10 protein-coding genes are annotated in these 18,165 nt (G+C 52.5%); 7 read left to right on the top strand and 3 right to left on the bottom strand.

The window, feature by feature from the left end; all coding sequences use genetic code 11:
• Positions 1-96: 96 nt before the first annotated feature.
• Together ACK5LI_RS17210 and amrB are read left to right on the top strand one after the other, a co-directional pair.
• Positions 97-3,663: a tetratricopeptide repeat protein gene (locus ACK5LI_RS17210; RefSeq protein ID WP_416951659.1), complete on the top strand. Its 3,567-nt coding sequence runs from the start codon at positions 97-99 to the stop codon at positions 3,661-3,663.
• A 36-nt stretch (positions 3,664-3,699) separates the two neighbouring features.
• Positions 3,700-4,647, top strand: coding sequence for an AmmeMemoRadiSam system protein B (amrB, locus tag ACK5LI_RS17205; RefSeq protein ID WP_416951657.1), 948 nt, complete (start codon positions 3,700-3,702; stop codon positions 4,645-4,647).
• A 194-nt stretch (positions 4,648-4,841) separates the two neighbouring features.
• Here the strand turns inward: amrB and ACK5LI_RS17200 are convergent, their stop codons facing one another.
• Positions 4,842-5,663, bottom strand: a complete 822-nt coding sequence (locus ACK5LI_RS17200) for a WcbI family polysaccharide biosynthesis putative acetyltransferase (protein ID WP_416951655.1) — start codon at positions 5,661-5,663, stop codon at positions 4,842-4,844.
• Positions 5,664-6,296: 633 nt separating this feature from the next.
• Between ACK5LI_RS17200 and ACK5LI_RS17195 the strand changes: the two genes are divergently transcribed.
• From ACK5LI_RS17195 to rlmN, 5 genes are all read left to right on the top strand, one after another.
• Positions 6,297-7,523 (top strand): amidohydrolase family protein, encoded by a 1,227-nt coding sequence (locus ACK5LI_RS17195; protein WP_416951719.1) that lies wholly within the window; start codon positions 6,297-6,299, stop codon positions 7,521-7,523.
• 48 nt (positions 7,524-7,571) lie between these two features.
• Positions 7,572-8,528 carry an aspartate carbamoyltransferase catalytic subunit gene (locus tag ACK5LI_RS17190; RefSeq protein ID WP_416951653.1) on the top strand — a complete coding sequence of 319 codons (957 nt, stop codon included), beginning with the start codon at positions 7,572-7,574 and terminating at the stop codon, positions 8,526-8,528.
• Positions 8,528-9,808, top strand: coding sequence for a dihydroorotase (locus tag ACK5LI_RS17185; protein ID WP_416951651.1), 1,281 nt, complete (start codon positions 8,528-8,530; stop codon positions 9,806-9,808). Before ACK5LI_RS17190 ends, ACK5LI_RS17185 begins: the two co-directional genes overlap by 1 nt.
• 114 nt (positions 9,809-9,922) lie before the next feature.
• Positions 9,923-11,245 (top strand): HD domain-containing protein, encoded by a 1,323-nt coding sequence (locus tag ACK5LI_RS17180; protein WP_416951649.1) that lies wholly within the window; start codon positions 9,923-9,925, stop codon positions 11,243-11,245.
• Positions 11,246-11,424: 179 nt separating this feature from the next.
• On the top strand, positions 11,425-12,492 hold the full coding sequence (gene rlmN, locus ACK5LI_RS17175) for a 23S rRNA (adenine(2503)-C(2))-methyltransferase RlmN (RefSeq protein ID WP_416951647.1): 1,068 nt from the start codon (positions 11,425-11,427) through the stop codon (positions 12,490-12,492).
• Between the two features lie 394 nt (positions 12,493-12,886).
• Here rlmN and ACK5LI_RS17170 read toward each other — a convergent pair whose 3' ends face one another.
• A complete protein-coding gene (locus ACK5LI_RS17170) occupies positions 12,887-14,911 on the bottom strand; it encodes a methyl-accepting chemotaxis protein (RefSeq protein WP_416951645.1) in 2,025 nt (674 codons plus the stop codon).
• 868 nt (positions 14,912-15,779) lie between these two features.
• On the bottom strand, positions 15,780-17,801 hold the full coding sequence (locus tag ACK5LI_RS17165; RefSeq protein ID WP_416951643.1) for a methyl-accepting chemotaxis protein: 2,022 nt from the start codon (positions 17,799-17,801) through the stop codon (positions 15,780-15,782).
• Between the last annotated feature and the right edge of the window lie 364 nt (positions 17,802-18,165).

Raw genomic sequence — 18,165 nt, 5'->3', positions numbered from 1 at the left:
GCAGCTTACGCTCCGCTGTCTCGTTGCAATACTTGTTTTCCGCTGACACCACAGCACCACACGCTACCGCCGGACATGTTCCGCCGGTTATGGAATATGGCAAAAGAGAAGGGTGTGATCCGCAGCAGCACAATTTCCGGTACAGTCCGGTTTCTTTCGGCCTTTATTTTGGCCCTTTTTCTGCTGCCCTCTCAGGGCAATGCTGCCACATGGTATTGGGGTTCCCATCCCGATAAAGAGCGACTGGTTATCGAGTTGGACAGACCTGTGGGGCCTTCTTCCGTATCGCGTACCGGAAAACGCCGTCTGACCGTACTGCTGCCTGCACCGGAGCAAGTGCAAAAAAGCGCGGAAAGTCCCGCAACCGGTACAGCCTCCTTGCTGGGCAACGTGACGTCTTCCGGCAACACCATATCCATTGACACCCGCACAGACGCCTTCGGCTATATTGTACTGCCGCAGCAAGGCAACAAACTTGTCGTAGACTTTTTCTCCGACCCTATCGGTGCACTATGGCGACCTGCAGGCACAGCAAAAAAAGAACCTGTCCCTACAGCAGCCGCTACTTCTGCCAAACCGCCTGTCAAGCCTACGGCAAAATCACAAAGCACAGCGGCGCAGCAGCCCGCGCCCCGTACTCAGGCTGCAGATACGACTCCGCAGCAGAAAACACCTTCGCAGGTACAAACCGCAACGCGTACTGTTCCGGCACAAGCGAACAAGCCTAAAGCTCAGCAGCCAGTTGTTCAGCCACCTGCTGCCACCAGAACAACACCCAAGGTGGCTGAAGAAACACTGGATGACAGACCTGCCCTGCAAAGCGCAGCTGACAACCTGATAAAAGCCGCGCAAAAATTTTCCGGTGAACTGGCAGGACAACTCTCTGACCAACTTAATCTGGCAGGCAGTAACAGCAGCAGCCCGATGCAAATGTCCGGACAAAACTCCGGACAAAACCAGTTGCCCGCTACCCTGCAACATGAAAGTGCCAACTCTGGTGCTGACAACAGCACGGTTGCAGATGCTCCCAAGCCGTTTTTTTCCGTTCCTTACACGTTCCGTTCACGCATCAACACAGGCGGACCGGAAGCATGGAAGCCTGTTCCCCCCAAACTGACGCTACCCGTTGAAATTCTGCCTCAGGCTGAAATTGCGCAGCCCAGACAGGCCGCCCAGCACAGCAGCAATGCCGTACGCGGTGTCATAGGGCCTGAAAGTACCCCATATCTGGACGAAACTGGAACTGCTCCTGCAGTGAAGGGAACCATAACGGATTCCGCCGTGCCGCAAGCTACTGCCGAACCAGTGCAACAGGAACCTGCTCAGCAGATGCAGCAGCCGGAACAGGCGAAACCGACGGTTGCCGCCGGCAGCCAGCCCGCCACCGGAACGGTTCAGGACGCGTTGCGTCAAAAAGTACAACAGTCGCCAGATGCTGCAGGCCACCTTGCCGATGCGGGCGACAGCGCAGCAGGTGCCATCAGCGGTGAAGAGCGTAGCGCTATGCCCTACCCCGAATCACCCGCGCCCGACCTGCAGGCAGGCAACGCATCAGCCGCTGCAGGAAGTGACATACAGGTTTCTCCGCTTGAACTTGAAAAAGTATCCGGCACTAAGGAACCCAAAGTTGAGGAAGAAGTCGTCTATGTGGACGAAGACGGCAACCCTGTTGAGCCGCCGCCTACGCCTGCAGAGTTGTTGTTCCGTGCCAAAGCCGCCATCAATAACGGCGAGCAGAAAGCTGCTCTGGAAACGCTTAGAGAACTGCGCCGCCGCAACGATCTTGAGCCGGAGCAACGTGAAGAAGTGCTCTACCTGCTGAGCGACGTACTGTATTCGATAGGCAAAGATGACCTGCTGGCAAGCTACGACGAGATTACCAGCGCGCTTACCGAGGCCATGAACTTTAACCTGAAATCGGCCCGCATCCCCGGTGCATTGTTGCGCATGGGGCTGGTGAACCTGAAAATCGGCAATACCCGTGAAGCAGAAGCCTACTTCAACCTCTTAAAGCGCGAGCACCCCACAGACGAGAATATCCCCCTCATTTACTATTACTGGGGCGATCACTTTTTCAACAACGGGCAGTACCAGAAAGCTGCCGACCAATTCCAGTTTGTGGTGCAGAACCATCCGGACTCCCGTTTCGTACGCGAATCATCAGTCGGTCTTGCCCGCGCCTTATATCGTCTGGGATACTACGATCAGGCGTACCAGATTGTTGACTATATCGAAAAGCGCTGGCCCCGTTTTTATGTGGAGTATCCCCCGTTCCTGAACATGATGGGTGACGTAGCCTATCGTATGAAGGAGTATGAAAAAGCCCGCGTGCACTACTGGACATACTACAACATTGATCCGGACGGCGATGAAGCCGACCTGATTCTGGCACGCCTTGGCGATATTTATCTGCAACAGGATAAAAAAGATGCCGCCCGTGAAGTATACGAAGAAGCCGCCCGTAAGTTCCCTGAACGTGACGGCGGATTGATTGCGCTGATGCGCCTTGCCGAAGAAGGCATTTACGATACGCCCAGTATCGGGGATATGTTTACTGTTTTCGACAGGCCTTTTTCGCTGCGCCCCCGTGATATTTACCAGAAAATCATCAACGAGCATCCGCAAAGCGAACTTGCGCCTCTGGCGCAGGTAAAGCTGGCCATGTGGTATCTGTGGAACAGGCAATACCCCGAGGCCATGACCACTGCCACGGAATTCGCCACCAAGTTCCCCGGTGGCGAACTGATGCCCCGTGCGCGTGAAGTTGCCATGAAAGCATTTAACATGCTGGTTGCGGATAATATTGAACAGAGCAACTACGCCCGCATCATGCAGGTGTGGGACCAGTACCCCATCGTGCGCGGACAGGAAGGCGAGCTGACGCCCGAAAGCCGTATTGCACTTGGCATGAGTATGGAGCAACGGAATGAACCAGCCAAAGCTCTTGAAGTCATTGACCCGTTTTTCCGCGGCTTAAAAGTGCCCAAGTACAGCGAAATGGCGCTTAAGCTGGCACTTTCCATTTATCTGAAGCACGAAGACTGGGACAAAATCAAAGATCTCGCCCGACGCATAGAACTGTGGGATTTAAGTCCGGACGCACAACGCCAGCTTGATTATGCAAGCGCACTGGCGCTGGAAAACACAGGTAACTCCGAACAGGCGGTTGCACTTTGGAAGCGCCTGAACGTAGATGAAGATGTCCCGCAAAGTGAAGAGGCCTATACGCTGTACTTCCTTGCGCGTGATGCGGAGCAACGCCGCGATCTGCCAGAAGCGTACAGGCAGGCGCAAGGGGCATTGCGCAACTTTACCGAAATGGCGGAAAAGAACCCCGAACAGGCCGACAATGCAAAGATCAAAGACCTGCTCGGTATGCTGATGGATATCACCGAAAGCTCGGGCCGTGCGCAGGAAGCACTGGACTGGGGACGCCAGTACGCAGAATACGTGACTCCCGGCGATGTGGACTACCCTGCCTTGCGCTATCGTCTGGCGCGGCTGTATAAGAAGACGGCAGACGTGGAGCAGTGGCGCACCATTCTGACTGAACTGCGCGACAAGAACCCGCAGTCGTTGTATGGTCGCATGGCTGCATCGGAGCTGCGGTCGCATGAGCTGTCGCAGGACGCAGCACAATTTTCGCCCACCGGCCGTCTGTAATCTGTCACACACCAATTACCTTGCCGGAGCTGAATCATGACTACAGCCCGCCAACAAGGCACATCTTCAGACAACACGTCAGGTAACGCACTTGTCCGCCAGCCCGTTGTGGCTGACAGGTTTTATCCCGCCAATCCTGCGGAACTTACACGCATGGTCAAAGCCTGCCTGCAGGATGCTCCGGAAAAACGCCGGAAGCCGACACTGCTCGCCATGGCACCGCATGCCGGATACATTTTTTCCGGCGGCGTTGCCGGATATACTCTCGGGCAAGCCAACCTGCCAAAAACAATATTTCTGCTTGGTCCCAATCATACAGGAAGAGGCGCCGGTGTCTCCGTCTGGCCCGAGGGTGCATGGCGCACTCCGCTGGGCGATGTTCCGGTTGATGCATCCCTTGCTGCGGAATTATGCGGCATCTGCCCGCAGGCCCGACCTGATACACAAGCTCATCTGGGCGAACATTCGCTGGAAGTGCTGTTGCCTTTTCTGCTGCTGTGCGTTCCTGACCTGCAAATCGTGCCCGTTGCCATAGGTGATTCTACACCGGGCTCCTTGCGCTCGGTGGGTGAAGCAATCGCCGCCATTATCAGCCAAAATGCCGGCCGCGATGAATTCCGGCAAGCCGCAGATGGCCGGACAACAAGTCAGGAACAGGAAGACGGCAAAGAACAAAAGGAACGCAGGATCAGCATGGTTGTCAGCTCTGATATGACGCACTTTGAATCCCGCAAGGAAGCAGAACGGCTGGACAGTATGGCTCTGGAACAGGTAGCGGCACTTAATCCGGAAGGGTTGTACAACACGGTCCGGCAACATAATATATCCATGTGCGGAGTGTTGCCCATGACCGCCGCAATGGTTGCGTGTCGCATCCTTGGTGCTACCCGGGCCACTCTTACCCGCTATGCGACATCAGGTGACATTACAGGCGATGAAAGCAATGTGGTCGGCTATGCAGGTGCATTGGTAGACTGGCCGTAGGGCGCCTTAATAGTTTTTTTAAAAGCACCGGATACAGCAGGGTAATTTTCTGCCCGATTCCCGAGCTGACGTATTGCCTGCTCCAAGGCAGATTCGCGTCTGCCCCATATCAATACGTTGCGTGCATAACACAAGGCTGGTTGGACGCTTACCAATCTGTTCACTCACGCCCTCCGCCTTAACCTCGTGCAACCTCACACCAGATGCAGATACGCGCTCAGGCTTTCAATTCCCAACAGGCGGCAGTCCACGTAATGTTCCGCATACTGGGCAAACGTCTTCTGCTTGCCGAACACCGGAAACAGCCAGTCTTCAACGCCGAATGGCAGACCATGATACGCGGCTACCTGCGGATGGATGGGAAGGATAAATTCAGGGTACGGGTCAGCAAAAGCATTTCGCGCGGCGGGGGACAACGGAGGAAAGCCCAACGCACCAAGCACACCGTCCGCCATATGCAATAGCAGCTTACGCCCCGGATGGTTAATGGTGTTAAAAAGCATCTCATCACGCCACAGTGCTTCCACCATGTCCACCGTCTGAACAACTGTTTCAGCTTCCTTATCGCGTTCCACAGCCAGCGAGTCTGCAAGGCTGGCACCTAAGTCGTACTTTTTTGTAAGGTCCGTATTCAGGTAGACATAAAGAATCTCTTTTTTTTCCAGTCCCATATCGATCAGGTGGTCCAGAAATATATCGCCGAACTCACTGGGGCTTTGGTTGGTCCACAGCGGCCAGTACCCCTTGAAAAACATATTCGGCAGGCGCAGCACCTGAGCGGAAGGATTCACCATTCCCAGCAGGTGACCGGAAGCATGTTCCGCCCATTTTTCACCAAGGTGCTGGTACAAAAAAACCGTACATGACGAAAGTTCATGCGGCGCAATGGGTTCGCGCTGGTAGTTGGTATACTTGCGAATTTCAAAACGTCTGGCAAAAGCAGGTGACGCCATAAGCAGTGTAGCCAGAGGGTCGCCCTGACAGTTGGCGTGGATGAGGCATAATTCCTTTTGCATACTGACTATCTATGGCACTACAGCCCATCCGGCAAGGGCCGGAATTTTTTTAATAGCTGCCACGCAGTAGTCTGCATCATTAATATAATACCATGTGTACTCACATCCCCTTGTAATCAGGCTCTGCGAGCGCACAGTGTTGGTCCGGCATAACGTAATCTGAAAAAAGTACCCCACACAGCTTGCCGGCACAATAGCCTCATCTGGATCTCTCAACATTTCAATATACTTCACTGTCCCCGCGTCTTCATAAATACATCCGCACAGGCACCACTTGCCGATATGCCGCACCCTACAATTTCTGCAACGGGAGAATGCCCCGCGTACTATGTGAACCATTTGAGACACTGCAACACATCACAAAAAACATAAGGAAATATCTATTCGCGGCAGACACGGTTCTATCCATGCAGTTAAACAGACTCTTTGCCATCATTATAAAACGGGGATTTTGATTCTTGTGGTGCTCATATTTACGCACTTTACCTCTGCCCCCGCACAGTGTACAAGCGTCGCGCAACAAGGTATCCTGCTTTGTAGCGCGCTGGCAGCGTCAGGTTGCGGCTGTTTACCCATTGCCGAAAACCTGCACAGCGCACTTCAACGACCAGAATAAACAAGGCTTTTCCGGTGATGAAACTTACCGCTTTCCGAGCGAAACGCATCATAACCATGACCGAAAAGCGGCTGGCTGCCGCTGCCGCTACACCATTTTCCACCGGCGCCTCTCCCAAATATCAGCAATTTTCAGGCTTTGCTTCCACACCCCGTCCCGTTTTCGAAGACGGGGTTATTATTGTGCAGCAGGATACTATTGTCGCTGTAGAATCGTATGCCGAGTTCAAGCGCCGTGCGGATATCCCCTTGCAGGACCTTGGCGATGTTACGCTGGTTCCGGGCCTCATCAACTGCCACAACCATATAGAGTTAAGCCACCTTGGCGGCAAAACACGCCTCGGGCAAGGCTTTACCGAATGGGTCGGGCATATGATCAGGCAGGACATGACACCTGACAGACAGGCGATTACCGACGCTGTCACTTTTATGCACAGCACAGGCACGGCCCATGTTGCAGATATTACCAGTCGGGCTCCTGCTCTGGTGGCAGAGTGCGCTGCCGAAGCAAACCTTTCGTACCATCTGCTGCTTGAATGCTTCGGGCACAAATTTACGGCTCCGCTGGAAGATATGCTGTGGCCCGCAACCGCAAAAATGCTGCCGCAAGAAGCCCTCAGCCATGCCGCCCCTGCCGGCCATGCGCTCTATTCCACCCATCCGCGCTTGCTTGCGCTTGCAAAAAACTGGTGCATTGCCAACGGCAAGCCGTATTCCATGCATCTTGCTGAACACGAGGGCGAAGTGCAGATGCTTGCAGACGGCACCGGCGACTTTAAAGAACTTCTTTCCGTACGCGTTTTACCGCCGGATTACACTCCTCCCCGCTGCACGCCCGTAGCCCATGCCCACGCGCTGGGACTGTTAGGAACAGGCACGCTGGCCGTGCACTGCGTGCATTGCAACGATGATGATATTGCCATGCTCTCGCAAAGCGGCACTGCGGTATGTCTGTGCCCGCGCAGCAACAGAGCCATCGGCACCGGAGACGCGCCGGTACACAAATTTATGCAGGCCGGATTGCTGCTGTGCTTTGGTACAGACAGTCTGGCCTCAAACCACGACCTGAATTTATGGAACGAAGCCCGCGCACTGCGCGACTGGCAAGGGCTTGGCCCCGATGAGCTGCTGCCTATGCTTACCGCCAACGGCGCTCAGGCGCTGGGGCTTACGCATATGGGCGCCATAGCCGCAGGAATGCAGGCGCGCTGGGCGGTATTGCCCGACGACCTTTGCCCCGCATAGCCGCGGGCACGAACCGGGATACACATCCCGCAATGAGACCGGAAGACAATGCAACACCAAGAACGATACATCTGGCCCCATAAAGACCTGCTGGACGTTACGCAGCTTTCTAAAGCTGATGTAATGCATCTGCTTGACCTTGCCGGACAGTTTCATGAGATCAACCAGCGCCCCGTGAAAAAGGTTCCCACGCTGAAAGGCAGAACCGTGGTGCTCTTTTTTGCAGAGCCCAGCACGCGCACAAAGACCTCCTTTGACATGGCGGGCAAGCGTCTTTCGGCAGACACGTTTTCGCTGGCAAAATCCGGCTCCAGCTTAGTTAAAGGCGAAAGTCTGAAAGACACTGCCCTGACACTGCAGGCCATGTCGCCTGACGTCATCGTTATCAGGCATACCTCCAGCGGTGCCGCGCAATTTCTTGCCGAACGGCTGGACTGCGCCATCGTTAACGGTGGTGACGGCTGGCATGCGCACCCCACACAGGCCCTGCTGGATTCCTTTTCGCTTAACCGCGCATGGAAGGGACAATTTGAGGGCAAAACAGTACTTATTCTGGGCGACATCGCCCATAGCCGCGTTGCACGCTCCAACGTGCACCTGCTGACCAAGCTGGGAGCAAAAGTGCGCCTGTGCGCACCCCGCACATTACTGCCTGCCGGTGTCCATACGTGGCCTGCGGAAATATATGACAACCTGAAAAAAGCCGTGCAGGGTGTTGATGCTGTCATGGCGCTGCGGCTGCAGCTTGAACGCCAGCAGGCAGGGCTTCTGCCGGACCTGCGCGAATACGCAAACCGTTACTGCCTTGGCCTTGACCACCTGAAAGAAGCCGCAGCGGACGTAAAAGTACTGCACCCCGGCCCCATGAACCGCGGCGTGGAGATCTCCTCCGCTCTTGCCGATGCACCGCAGAGCCTTGTGCTTGATCAGGTTGCGTCCGGTGTAGCCACCCGCATGGCCATTCTTTTCCTTCACGCAACCCGCAAAGACGAAGGAGACCGCTAATGTCCGAACAGACCGCACAAACATTATTTGTATCCAATGCACTCCTTCTCGGGCGTGCCGTTGATATCACCGTATCCGGCGGACGTATTGCCTCTGTAGCCGACCACGACAATAATGCAGCCCCTGCCGGTGCAGAAATATTTGACGCCAAAGGGCAGATTGTCTTTCCCAGCTTCATCGACTGCCACGTGCACCTGCGCGAGCCCGGTTTCGAGTACAAGGAAGATGTGGAGTCCGGCCTAGCCGCAGCCGCCCATGGCGGTTTTGGCGCTGTGCTGCCCATGGCGAACACCAAGCCCGTTAACGATGATACGTCTGTTACTGAGCTCATGCTGGAACGCGCCCGAAAGTCATGGCCTCACGGCCCGCGCGTACATCCTGTGGGTGCCGCTACCAAAGGGCTGAAAGGCGAAGAACTGGCCCCCATGGGCGAGCTGGCCGCAGCCGGCTGCGTAGCATTTTCCAACGACGGCCTGCCTGTAGGCGGCGCAGAGATGTTCCGCCGCTGCATGGAGTATGCGGCTGATTTCGGCAAAATCATCATCGACCACTGCGAAGACCCTACCCTTGCACGCGGTACGCACATGAACGAAGGCGTAACCAGCGGACGCATGGGCGTAAAAGGTCAGTCTGTCGTGGCAGAATCAGTTCAGGTTGCACGTGACATACTGCTTTCCGAATATCTCGACATTCCGGTGCACCTTGCCCACATCAGCTGCCGCCAGTCTGTGGAACTTATCGCCTGGGCCAAAAGCCGCGGCGTAAAAGTTACGGCAGAAACCTGCCCGCACTACCTGCTGCTGGATGATGTGGCTTTGGAGCAGTATTCCACAGCAGCCAAGGTTAATCCTCCGCTTCGCACGCCTGATGATGTGGCTGCTATGCGCCGCGCAGTGCAGGACGGAACCATAGACATAATGGTAACCGACCATGCTCCCCACGCCGCGCACGAAAAAGAAACTCCGCTGGACGAAGCCCCCAACGGCATCTCCGGCCTTGATACCGCGGTAGCGCTTTCGTGGCGTCTGATACAGGAAGGGCTGTTTAAGGAAGAAGACATGATCCGCTTGTGGTGCCATGCACCGGGCGGGCTGTTCCGCCTGCCTGTAAACCGCTTCACGCATGGCGATCCGGCTGACTTTTTCCTGTTTGATCCGGCTCAGGAATGGGTTGTAGGCCCTGAAACTATGCACTCCAAAGGCAAAAACACACCCTTTACCGGTTGGAAGCTTGCGGGTAAGGTCACGTCTCATTGGATGGGCGGACACAAAATCGTATAACGGTAATTTGTTTTTTCCGCCTGTTCCGGCTTGACAACAGGCGGTTAGCTTGAAATGCATTGCCTGAACGAACAGCGTTTCCGCCGCTAGTCGGCGTATGCATAAGGAGGAAGAATGACCCAGCCCTTCAAGGATGCTATCGGCATCTGCAAGGCCATAATGCGTAACGGGTACGACGCCTATGTGGTTAACACCCAGTTACAGTCTGAACTGATAGACCAGGATTGCCTCGAAGTAGATATCGCCTGTGAGCCTGATTACACCGAGCTCGGCAAGATTTTTCCCGGTCTTGAACTGTCCAATGAGGAAGGTGTTGTAGGCATTCTGCGGGAAGGTGATACCCTCTTCCGCTTCTATCATACCGACACTGACGATTCGTCGCATCCTGAAGCCACGCTCTCCCGCGTGACTCCCAGCATGCTGCGCCGGATGGAAGCAAAGGGGGCATTGCCGTCTTCGCTGGCTTGTCCGTTTATTCCCAGCTCGGCAGAAACCTATCACGGTTTTGCTGATTTCTCGGGCGGTACCGTTCGCTTTGAAGGTGTGCCCGACGAAACACTCAGGCGTTCTTATGTGCTTGGCGTACGCGCCATGCGCATTGCCGCAAACTTTGACCTGCCCATCGAGCCGAACTCGTGGATGGCCATTGTTCGCAGCGCAAGCCGCATCCTCGACTACGTGCCCGTTACCGACATCATGGATGAATGGCGCAAGGTCGAAGCCGAGAACATGTACAAGTTCGTGCAGCTGATGTTTGATTCCATGATGCTGCACGGCCTTATTCCCGAACTGGCAGCACTCTCGCGCATCAGCCACCTGCGTACACCTGAAGCAGGTGAAGAAACTGTACTTGATCACACCATCGAGTGCATGCGCCGCTACCCCGAAGAACTGCCGTTTGACTGGTTAGGCACTGTTGCCACCATGTTCCACGATGTGGGCAAGCTGTACGCGGCTGAATACTATAACGGTAAATGGACGTTCTATCAGCATCATCGCATCGGAGCCAAGGTAACACGTAAGATTCTGCGTCGTCTGCACTTCCTGCCGGAAGACATCGACATTATCTGCCACCTTGTCCGCCACCACATGCGTTTCCACTTCATGCTGACAGACAAAGGTATCCGCCGCTTCAAGGCGCTTGACGAATACCCCCGTCTGATCGAAATCGCCCGTGCCGACATAAAAGCACGTGACGGCAACTACACGCACTTCAACCACAATATGAAGTACCTTGAGCGTGCAGAAACGCCTGAGCAGATGCTGGAACCGCTGTTGAACGGTAACGAAATCATGGAATTCACCGGACTCAAACCCGGTCCTTATGTGGGTGTAATCCGCGATGCCCTGCTGAAAGCGCAGGTTACAGGCGAAGTTACAGACACCAAGGACGCTATCCAGTTCGTGAAAACGTACAGCGAACGTTCGCCTCATTAAAAAAAATCGGGCCGGAGGGGTTCCCCTTCCGGCCCTTCTTCCTATATTCCCCCAGTCGCAGCCGCATTCATACTACACCATATTCTGCACTGTTCCGCTTTTGGCGAAATGGCAACTATGTGCTATCTTAAACGGAAACAAAGTGTTACGCGGCCAGTTTATTCACCGGAGAACCAGTCATGGTTGACATTCTGAACCTGACATTTGAAGAGCTTGAAAAGTTTCTCGTACACGAGCTCGGCGAAAAAAAATTCCGCGCCCGCCAGATCTGGCAGTGGCTGTGGAACAAATATGTGCGCGATTTTGACCAGATGACCAACGTATCAAAGCAGACCCGCGCGCTGCTGAAAGAACGTGCCCATATAACCTGGCCGGAAATGGTCAAAACACAAGTAAGTCAGGACGGCACGACTAAATTTCTGTTGCGGCTTGCTGACGGGGCGCTGATAGAAACCGTGCTCATTCCCGGTTCTCAGGGCAGGCTGACCCAGTGTCTTTCGTGTCAGGTGGGCTGTGCCATGGGATGCACTTTCTGCGCTACCGGTACGCTGGGCTTTGAGCGTAACATGACCATGTCTGAAATTCTCGGGCAGGTACTGGTTGCCCGTGAATACCTGAATGACGTGGCAGAAAGACCTATCTTGCGTAATCTTGTCTTCATGGGCATGGGCGAGCCGCTGCTGAACCTGAATGAAGTAATGCGCAGCCTGCAGACGCTGAACAGCGACTTCGGTCTGCTATTTTCGCCACGCCGTATCACGGTATCCACCTGCGGCGTCAATCCTGAGGGACTTCGTGAGCTGGGCGAAAGCGGACTCGCCTTTCTGGCCGTGTCGTTGCACGCACCTACGCAGGAACTCAGGGCGCAGATTATGCCCAAGGCTGCCCGTTGGGAACTTGGCGATTTCATCGATGCACTGCGCAATTACCCGCTGAAAACACGCGAGCGCATTACCTTTGAGTACTTATTGCTTGGCGATGTGAATGATTCTCTTGAGCATGCCAAACAACTTGTCAGGCTGCTTGCACAAACCAAAGGCAAGCTTAACCTGATTGTTTACAACCCGTCCGGTGATGAAAGCGACCCGTACAAGGCCCCTACAGAAGAACGCATTCTGGCATTTGAAAAGTATCTGTGGTCAAAAAACATCACTGCCATCATTCGCAAAAGCAAAGGGGCAGACATTAAAGCCGCCTGCGGACAATTGAAGGCTGCCGAAAAAACTGAAGCAGAAGGCGCAGAATAGTTTCAGCACGATCAGCTTTTGTTTTCCGCACCGTCCTGCACACCTGTTCCTGTCTATGCATATATTGATTCCCCCTGAGGCGCATGTACGCTTCAGGGGGATTTTTTTAAGCCGCTTACATTACGACTACGGCATCTGACCAGCTAGACGGTTTGCTCGACCAGACAGTTCAGGAATACACCCGAAAGGCTAGCAGGGTATGGAGAATCAGCCGACACCGCTTGCCGTTATGCCATCTTACCCTTGCACGTTCGCTTTGGCTTCGGATTTGCTGTTATCCAAAAAAATCCCCGAAGGGCGATTGCATAATGCAGTGCCCTTCGGGGATTATCTTTTTTTATTCAACAACAGGCAGCAGCCATGCTGCATTGCGCACGCAAACCCTAAGCTCTTTCTAGCCCTTCTTCAGTTCTTCAACCACGTTCTGTAGTTCCTGTGCCATGCGGGCCAGTTCGCTGACAGCCTCGCTGGATTGCGTCATGACCTGCGAAGTTTCATCGGCAATGCGGTTCACTTCTTCAGCGCTGCGGGCAATCTGTTCACTGGCAGCCGATTGTTGTTCAGAAGCAGTCGCAATAGACCGCACCTGATCTGCCGTGTTTTCTACCACTTTATGGATTGCCTGCAGCGACTTGCCCGCACGGCCTGCAAGTTCAGTGGACTTCTGGATCGCTTCACCGGCGCTGTCCATGCCTTCGATGTTGTCGCGTGCTCCCTGTTGAATGGCGGAAACAGCGTCGCCCACCTCTTTTGTTGCCTGCATGGTTTTTTCTGCAAGCTTGCGTACTTCATCTGCAACTACTGCAAAACCACGCCCTGCATCACCGGCACGGGCTGCTTCAATGGCCGCATTCAGGGCCAGCAGATTTGTCTGATCTGCAATATCGGTAATTACAGTCATAATCTTGCCGATGCCTTCTGCATGTTCACCAAGAAGATGCAGGCTGGCTTTCAACGTTTCTGAACGGTTTTTCACTTCGGTTATCGATTCAATCACGTTACCGACAATACCGTGTCCTTCTTCCGCGTTATTGCGGGCATCTTCCGCACTTTCAGCCGCCTCAGACGCATTGCGGGCCACTTCAAGCACCGTCGCATTCATTTCTTCTATGGCAGTCGCAGTTTCTGCAGTTCGTTCGCGCTGGATATCGCTGCCGCGGCTTGCTTCTTCTACCTGTGCCGCAAGCTGTTCAGAGGCTGAAGAAAGGGCTAGAACGACATGCTCAAGCTGTCCTGCAGCCTGAAGCATCCCTTCGCGTTTGGCGGCTTCCGCAGCGGCACGGGCGGCTTCTGCTTCCTGCATGGCAATGTTGGCTTTTTGGGTCTGTTCTTCTGCCTCAGCGGTCTTTGCCTCGGCGGTGGAAATCATGGTCTTCAAGTTGGCTACCATGCTCCGCAACGCGTCAGCGAGAATGCCTATTTCGTCTGTGCGCTGAACATGAAGCTCCTGATCAAGGCTGCCCTCTGCAACGGCCGCTGCATAGGTAACGCTTTCACGGATGGTGCCCACAATGGAGCGCACAATAAGCAGTATGACTGCGCCTACCATCAACGCCACAACCACAGAAATAACGCGTGTGATTGTAGTAAGTTCGTAAGATGGCTGGTACACGTCGTGTTCATAAGCAGATATGCCAACCACCCAGCCGGTGGAATGAACTCGCCGGAAGGCAACTTCTTTCCATCCGCCTTCATCTTCGTAACGAGTAAGGCCATGATCTTTGGCAAAAAGCTTGCCTGCCCAATCGTAATGGCTGACGCTCGACATAATTCTGCCTTCATCTCTATGAGCAAGAATTCGTCCTTCGCTATCCAGAATAAAGGCAAAGCCTTCTTTACCAATTGAAATCGGGTCAACAAACTGTTTTGAGAAATCATCCAGCTTAAGAGTTGCCAGCAAGGCCCCCTCGACCTTGCCCTGCACTTTAACCGGTACGGCAACAACAAAAATCAGCTGTCCAGTCGATAGGCTGCGCAAGGCACCGGATACGGCAACCTCCCCGCGCATTACTTTTTTAAAATAATTTCTGTCTCTGGCACTGACAGAGCCAACATCCTGCTGGATAGTACTGGCAATAACCAAACCTTGCGCATTGGTTATCTTTACAGAATCGAACCCCTGATAAAGCATTGCAACCTGTTGCAATGCCTCAGTTACGGCAGCTTCTGAATCTTCTCCGGAAAAAAAATCTTTAAATAAACTTCTGTTGGCTTGCGCTTCTAGCGTAACCTCGGCATTTATCACCCACATATCAATCAAATCTGTCAGTGATTTTGCAACCTGACTGCTCTCAGCAGCGACAAGCTCCCCTACAGCTTTTTGCGAATAGTGGCCTGTTAACCACGAAGAGACTCCCATACCCACGATAAGCACCGTCAATGTAGGCAAAAGGAATCTGCCCATAAGTTTAATCTTCATTTGCATCCCCTAAAATAATAAAGTTCAAGCACCTGCACACATAGACATAGCGCAAACGTGATGACTCGATTTTTGACTAACCGATGCCAGAAGATATTGTTTGTTTAATCAAACAACAGCTACATAATAGCAGTGCAAACCAGTCTGCAAAATGCTCTATAAAAATATAATGCTCAGAACAGCAGGAAATTTTCTGATCCGCTTGAAATCAGTCCGCATAACAAAATAGTGCAACTGACCTTTTGTAAGATGTGGTGCAACTCAAATCAGCAGTGTGTACATGCTGCAGCCGTAACATTCTGCTCAGAATAAATACTGTCTCGTGTAAGACAAAATAACTCTGCGGCGAAACTGCGTATGGAAGCCACCTGAACACACCTGAAAATGACACAATCTTTGCAATTAGTTACATAATTCCAAAAAATGCCTGATTACTCTAGTCCCGTACAGAACTATGAACACCGCCACAAGTTATCATCTCATCCGGCTTGTACACGCCGTAAAATTCCGTACTGGTCCCACCAATGACAATACTTGCGACATGTAACTACAGCGCACCAGTTAAAAAAATGCCTGCCGCTCCAGCCCGTCTGACGGGACAATAACTGAAACTCTGTTTAATCAGAACTATGCCTCGCAGGTAGTGATAATACGTATTTTCTCATCGGGTTATTGCCTGCCACTTGCAAAACAGTCCGGGGCGTACAACGCTACAACCCCGTACAAGTTCTTACGTAAAAAAATCCTGCCCGACCTGTACACTTACAAAAGTTAACAGGTACGGGCAGGATCGTATATTTCCGCCGCATCGCGGCTATGTTTTCAGCTTACGTTATTCAGACAAATTACTTTTTTTAAAGCAACACCACTAAGCCTGCTTCAAGCTTTCCACTACGCTTTGCAGCTGCTGCGCCATGCGGGCCAGCTCGCTGACAGCCTCACTTGACTGAACCATAACTTCAGCTGTTTCCATGGCAATGCGATTTACTTCTTCCGCGCTACGGGCAATCTGTTCACTTGCAGCAGACTGCTGTTCAGAGGCAGTCGCAATGGAGCGCACCTGATCCGCCGTGCTTTCAACTACATCATGAATAACTTCAAGCGAAGTACCGGCACTGCCTGCGAGTTGTGTTGAACTTACAATAGCATCCCCCGCACTTTCCATATCCGCAATGTTTTCTCTGGCACCTTGCTGGATTGCCTTTACAGCATCACCTACTTCTTTCGTCGCCTGCATGGTTTTTTCTGCAAGCTTACGCACTTCATCTGCAACTACTGCAAAACCACGACCGGCATCACCGGCTCGGGCGGCCTCAATGGCAGCATTCAAAGCCAGGAGGTTTGTCTGATCCGCAATATCGGTAATCACAGTCATAATCTTGCCAATGCCTTCGGCATGTTCGCCAAGAACATGCAGGCTTTTCTTTAATGCTTCTGCTCTGCCGTTGACTTCTGTAATCGCCTCGATAACGTTATCAACAACTTTACGGCCGTCCTTGGCATTATTTCTGGCAGTTTCTGCACTTTCTGCCGCTTCAGAAGCATTACGGGCCACCTCAAGCACTGTGGCGTTCATTTCTTCAATAGCTGTTGCAGTCTCGGCGGCACGCTCGCGCTGAACTTCACTGCCACGACTTGCTTCGTCCACTTGTGCAGAAAGTTCTTCTGATGCGGAAGACAAAGCCAGAACGACATGTTCAAGCTGCCCTGCGGCCTGCAGCATGCCTTCGCGTTTGGCTGCCTCTGCTGCGGCACGGGCGGATTCGGCTTCCTGCATGGCCATGTTCGCTTTTTGAGTCTGAACTTCTGCTTCTGCAGTTTTTGCTTCTGCCGTCGAGATCATAGTTTTCAGATTGGCAACCATGCTACGCAACGCATCAGCCAGCACGCCGATTTCATCGGTACGCTTAACTGCAAGAGTGCGCTCAAGGTCTCCTTCGGCAACTGCAGCGGCGTAGGACACACTTTCACTGATTGTTCCCACAATGGATCGTACAATCACAAAAATCACACCGCCGACAAGCAGACAGACAATGACAGAAATTATCTGAGTCATCTCTGCCAACTCGTGTGCAGGCTGATGAATGTCAGATTCATACGCAGCAACCCCGACAATCCAGTTAGTCAGAGGTTCACGCTGATACGTCAGCTCTTTCCATTCACCTTTTTCCTGATACCGAAGTGCACCATGATCTTCGCGCAACAATTCGTCAGCCCAGTCTTCCTGACGGATGCTGCTCATGATCTGATTTTCGTCTTTATGCGCCAGAATATCCCCCTGGTGGTCCAGCACAAACGCATAACCGTCACGGCCGATGGTGATCGGGTCAATAAACTTTTCAGAAAAAACTTGCAGAGCCAGCGTACCCAGCAACGCGCCCTGTACCGTGCCGTTTTGCTTCACGGGAACGGCCACAACAAAAATCAGGTTCCCGGATGTTCTGCTCCGTAAAGCATCTGACACGGTTGCCTGACCACCCATCGCATCCCTGAAGTATTTTCTGTCGCTGATATTCAGGCTGTCGATTTCTTCCGGTATGGTGCTGCTTACTACCAGCCCCTGCGCATTAACCAGTTTTATTGCGTCAAACTCCTCATACATTTCCTTGATATCGTAGAGTTCTGACACTACAGCCTGAGTATTTTCACTTGCAAGTGACCTCAGCAAAATTTCGTTCCGCGCCTGCGCTTTCAAATCTACCTGAGCACTGTTCACCCACATACTGATGATGTTGGTCAATGATTCGGCAACTTGTCTTGTTTGCGCGTTGACAACCTGCATGACTGCTTTTTCAGAATATACCTGAGTCATCCATGCAGAAACGCCCATACCTATTATTAGAATGGAGAGTGTGGGCAGCAAAAATCTGCCACGTAATTTCAGTTTCACTTTGTACCCCCATTTATTTTTTTAATATGTTTCTACATGTCTGCTTTTTACAAAACCGCACAACACAGTAAAAAGACTAGCACCAAACAGAAACAAACTAATAAAATAAAAGAAATAGATTTTAATATACTAAATAATTCTATAAAATTTTCCCTCCAGATTTATAGCACTTGGCAAAGATGAAACAAGTAATTTTTATTATTATTTCTTTCTTCATTAATTCAGCATATTATGTTTTTATCATTTTTTAAATAAACACCTCAACTCATAATACAACATTACTCGCCAACAATATAAAAGCGCATACCACGACAACTAAAGTAACACATCAATCGAAAAACATTCTTTGTGCTTTTTACAATTA

Origin of the sequence: Oleidesulfovibrio sp., assembly GCF_047973035.1 — a bacterium.
GTDB lineage: Bacteria > Desulfobacterota > Desulfovibrionia > Desulfovibrionales > Desulfovibrionaceae > Oleidesulfovibrio.
The sequence above is the reverse complement of the archived record's forward strand: the minus strand, read 5'-3'. Positions and strand labels throughout refer to the sequence as shown.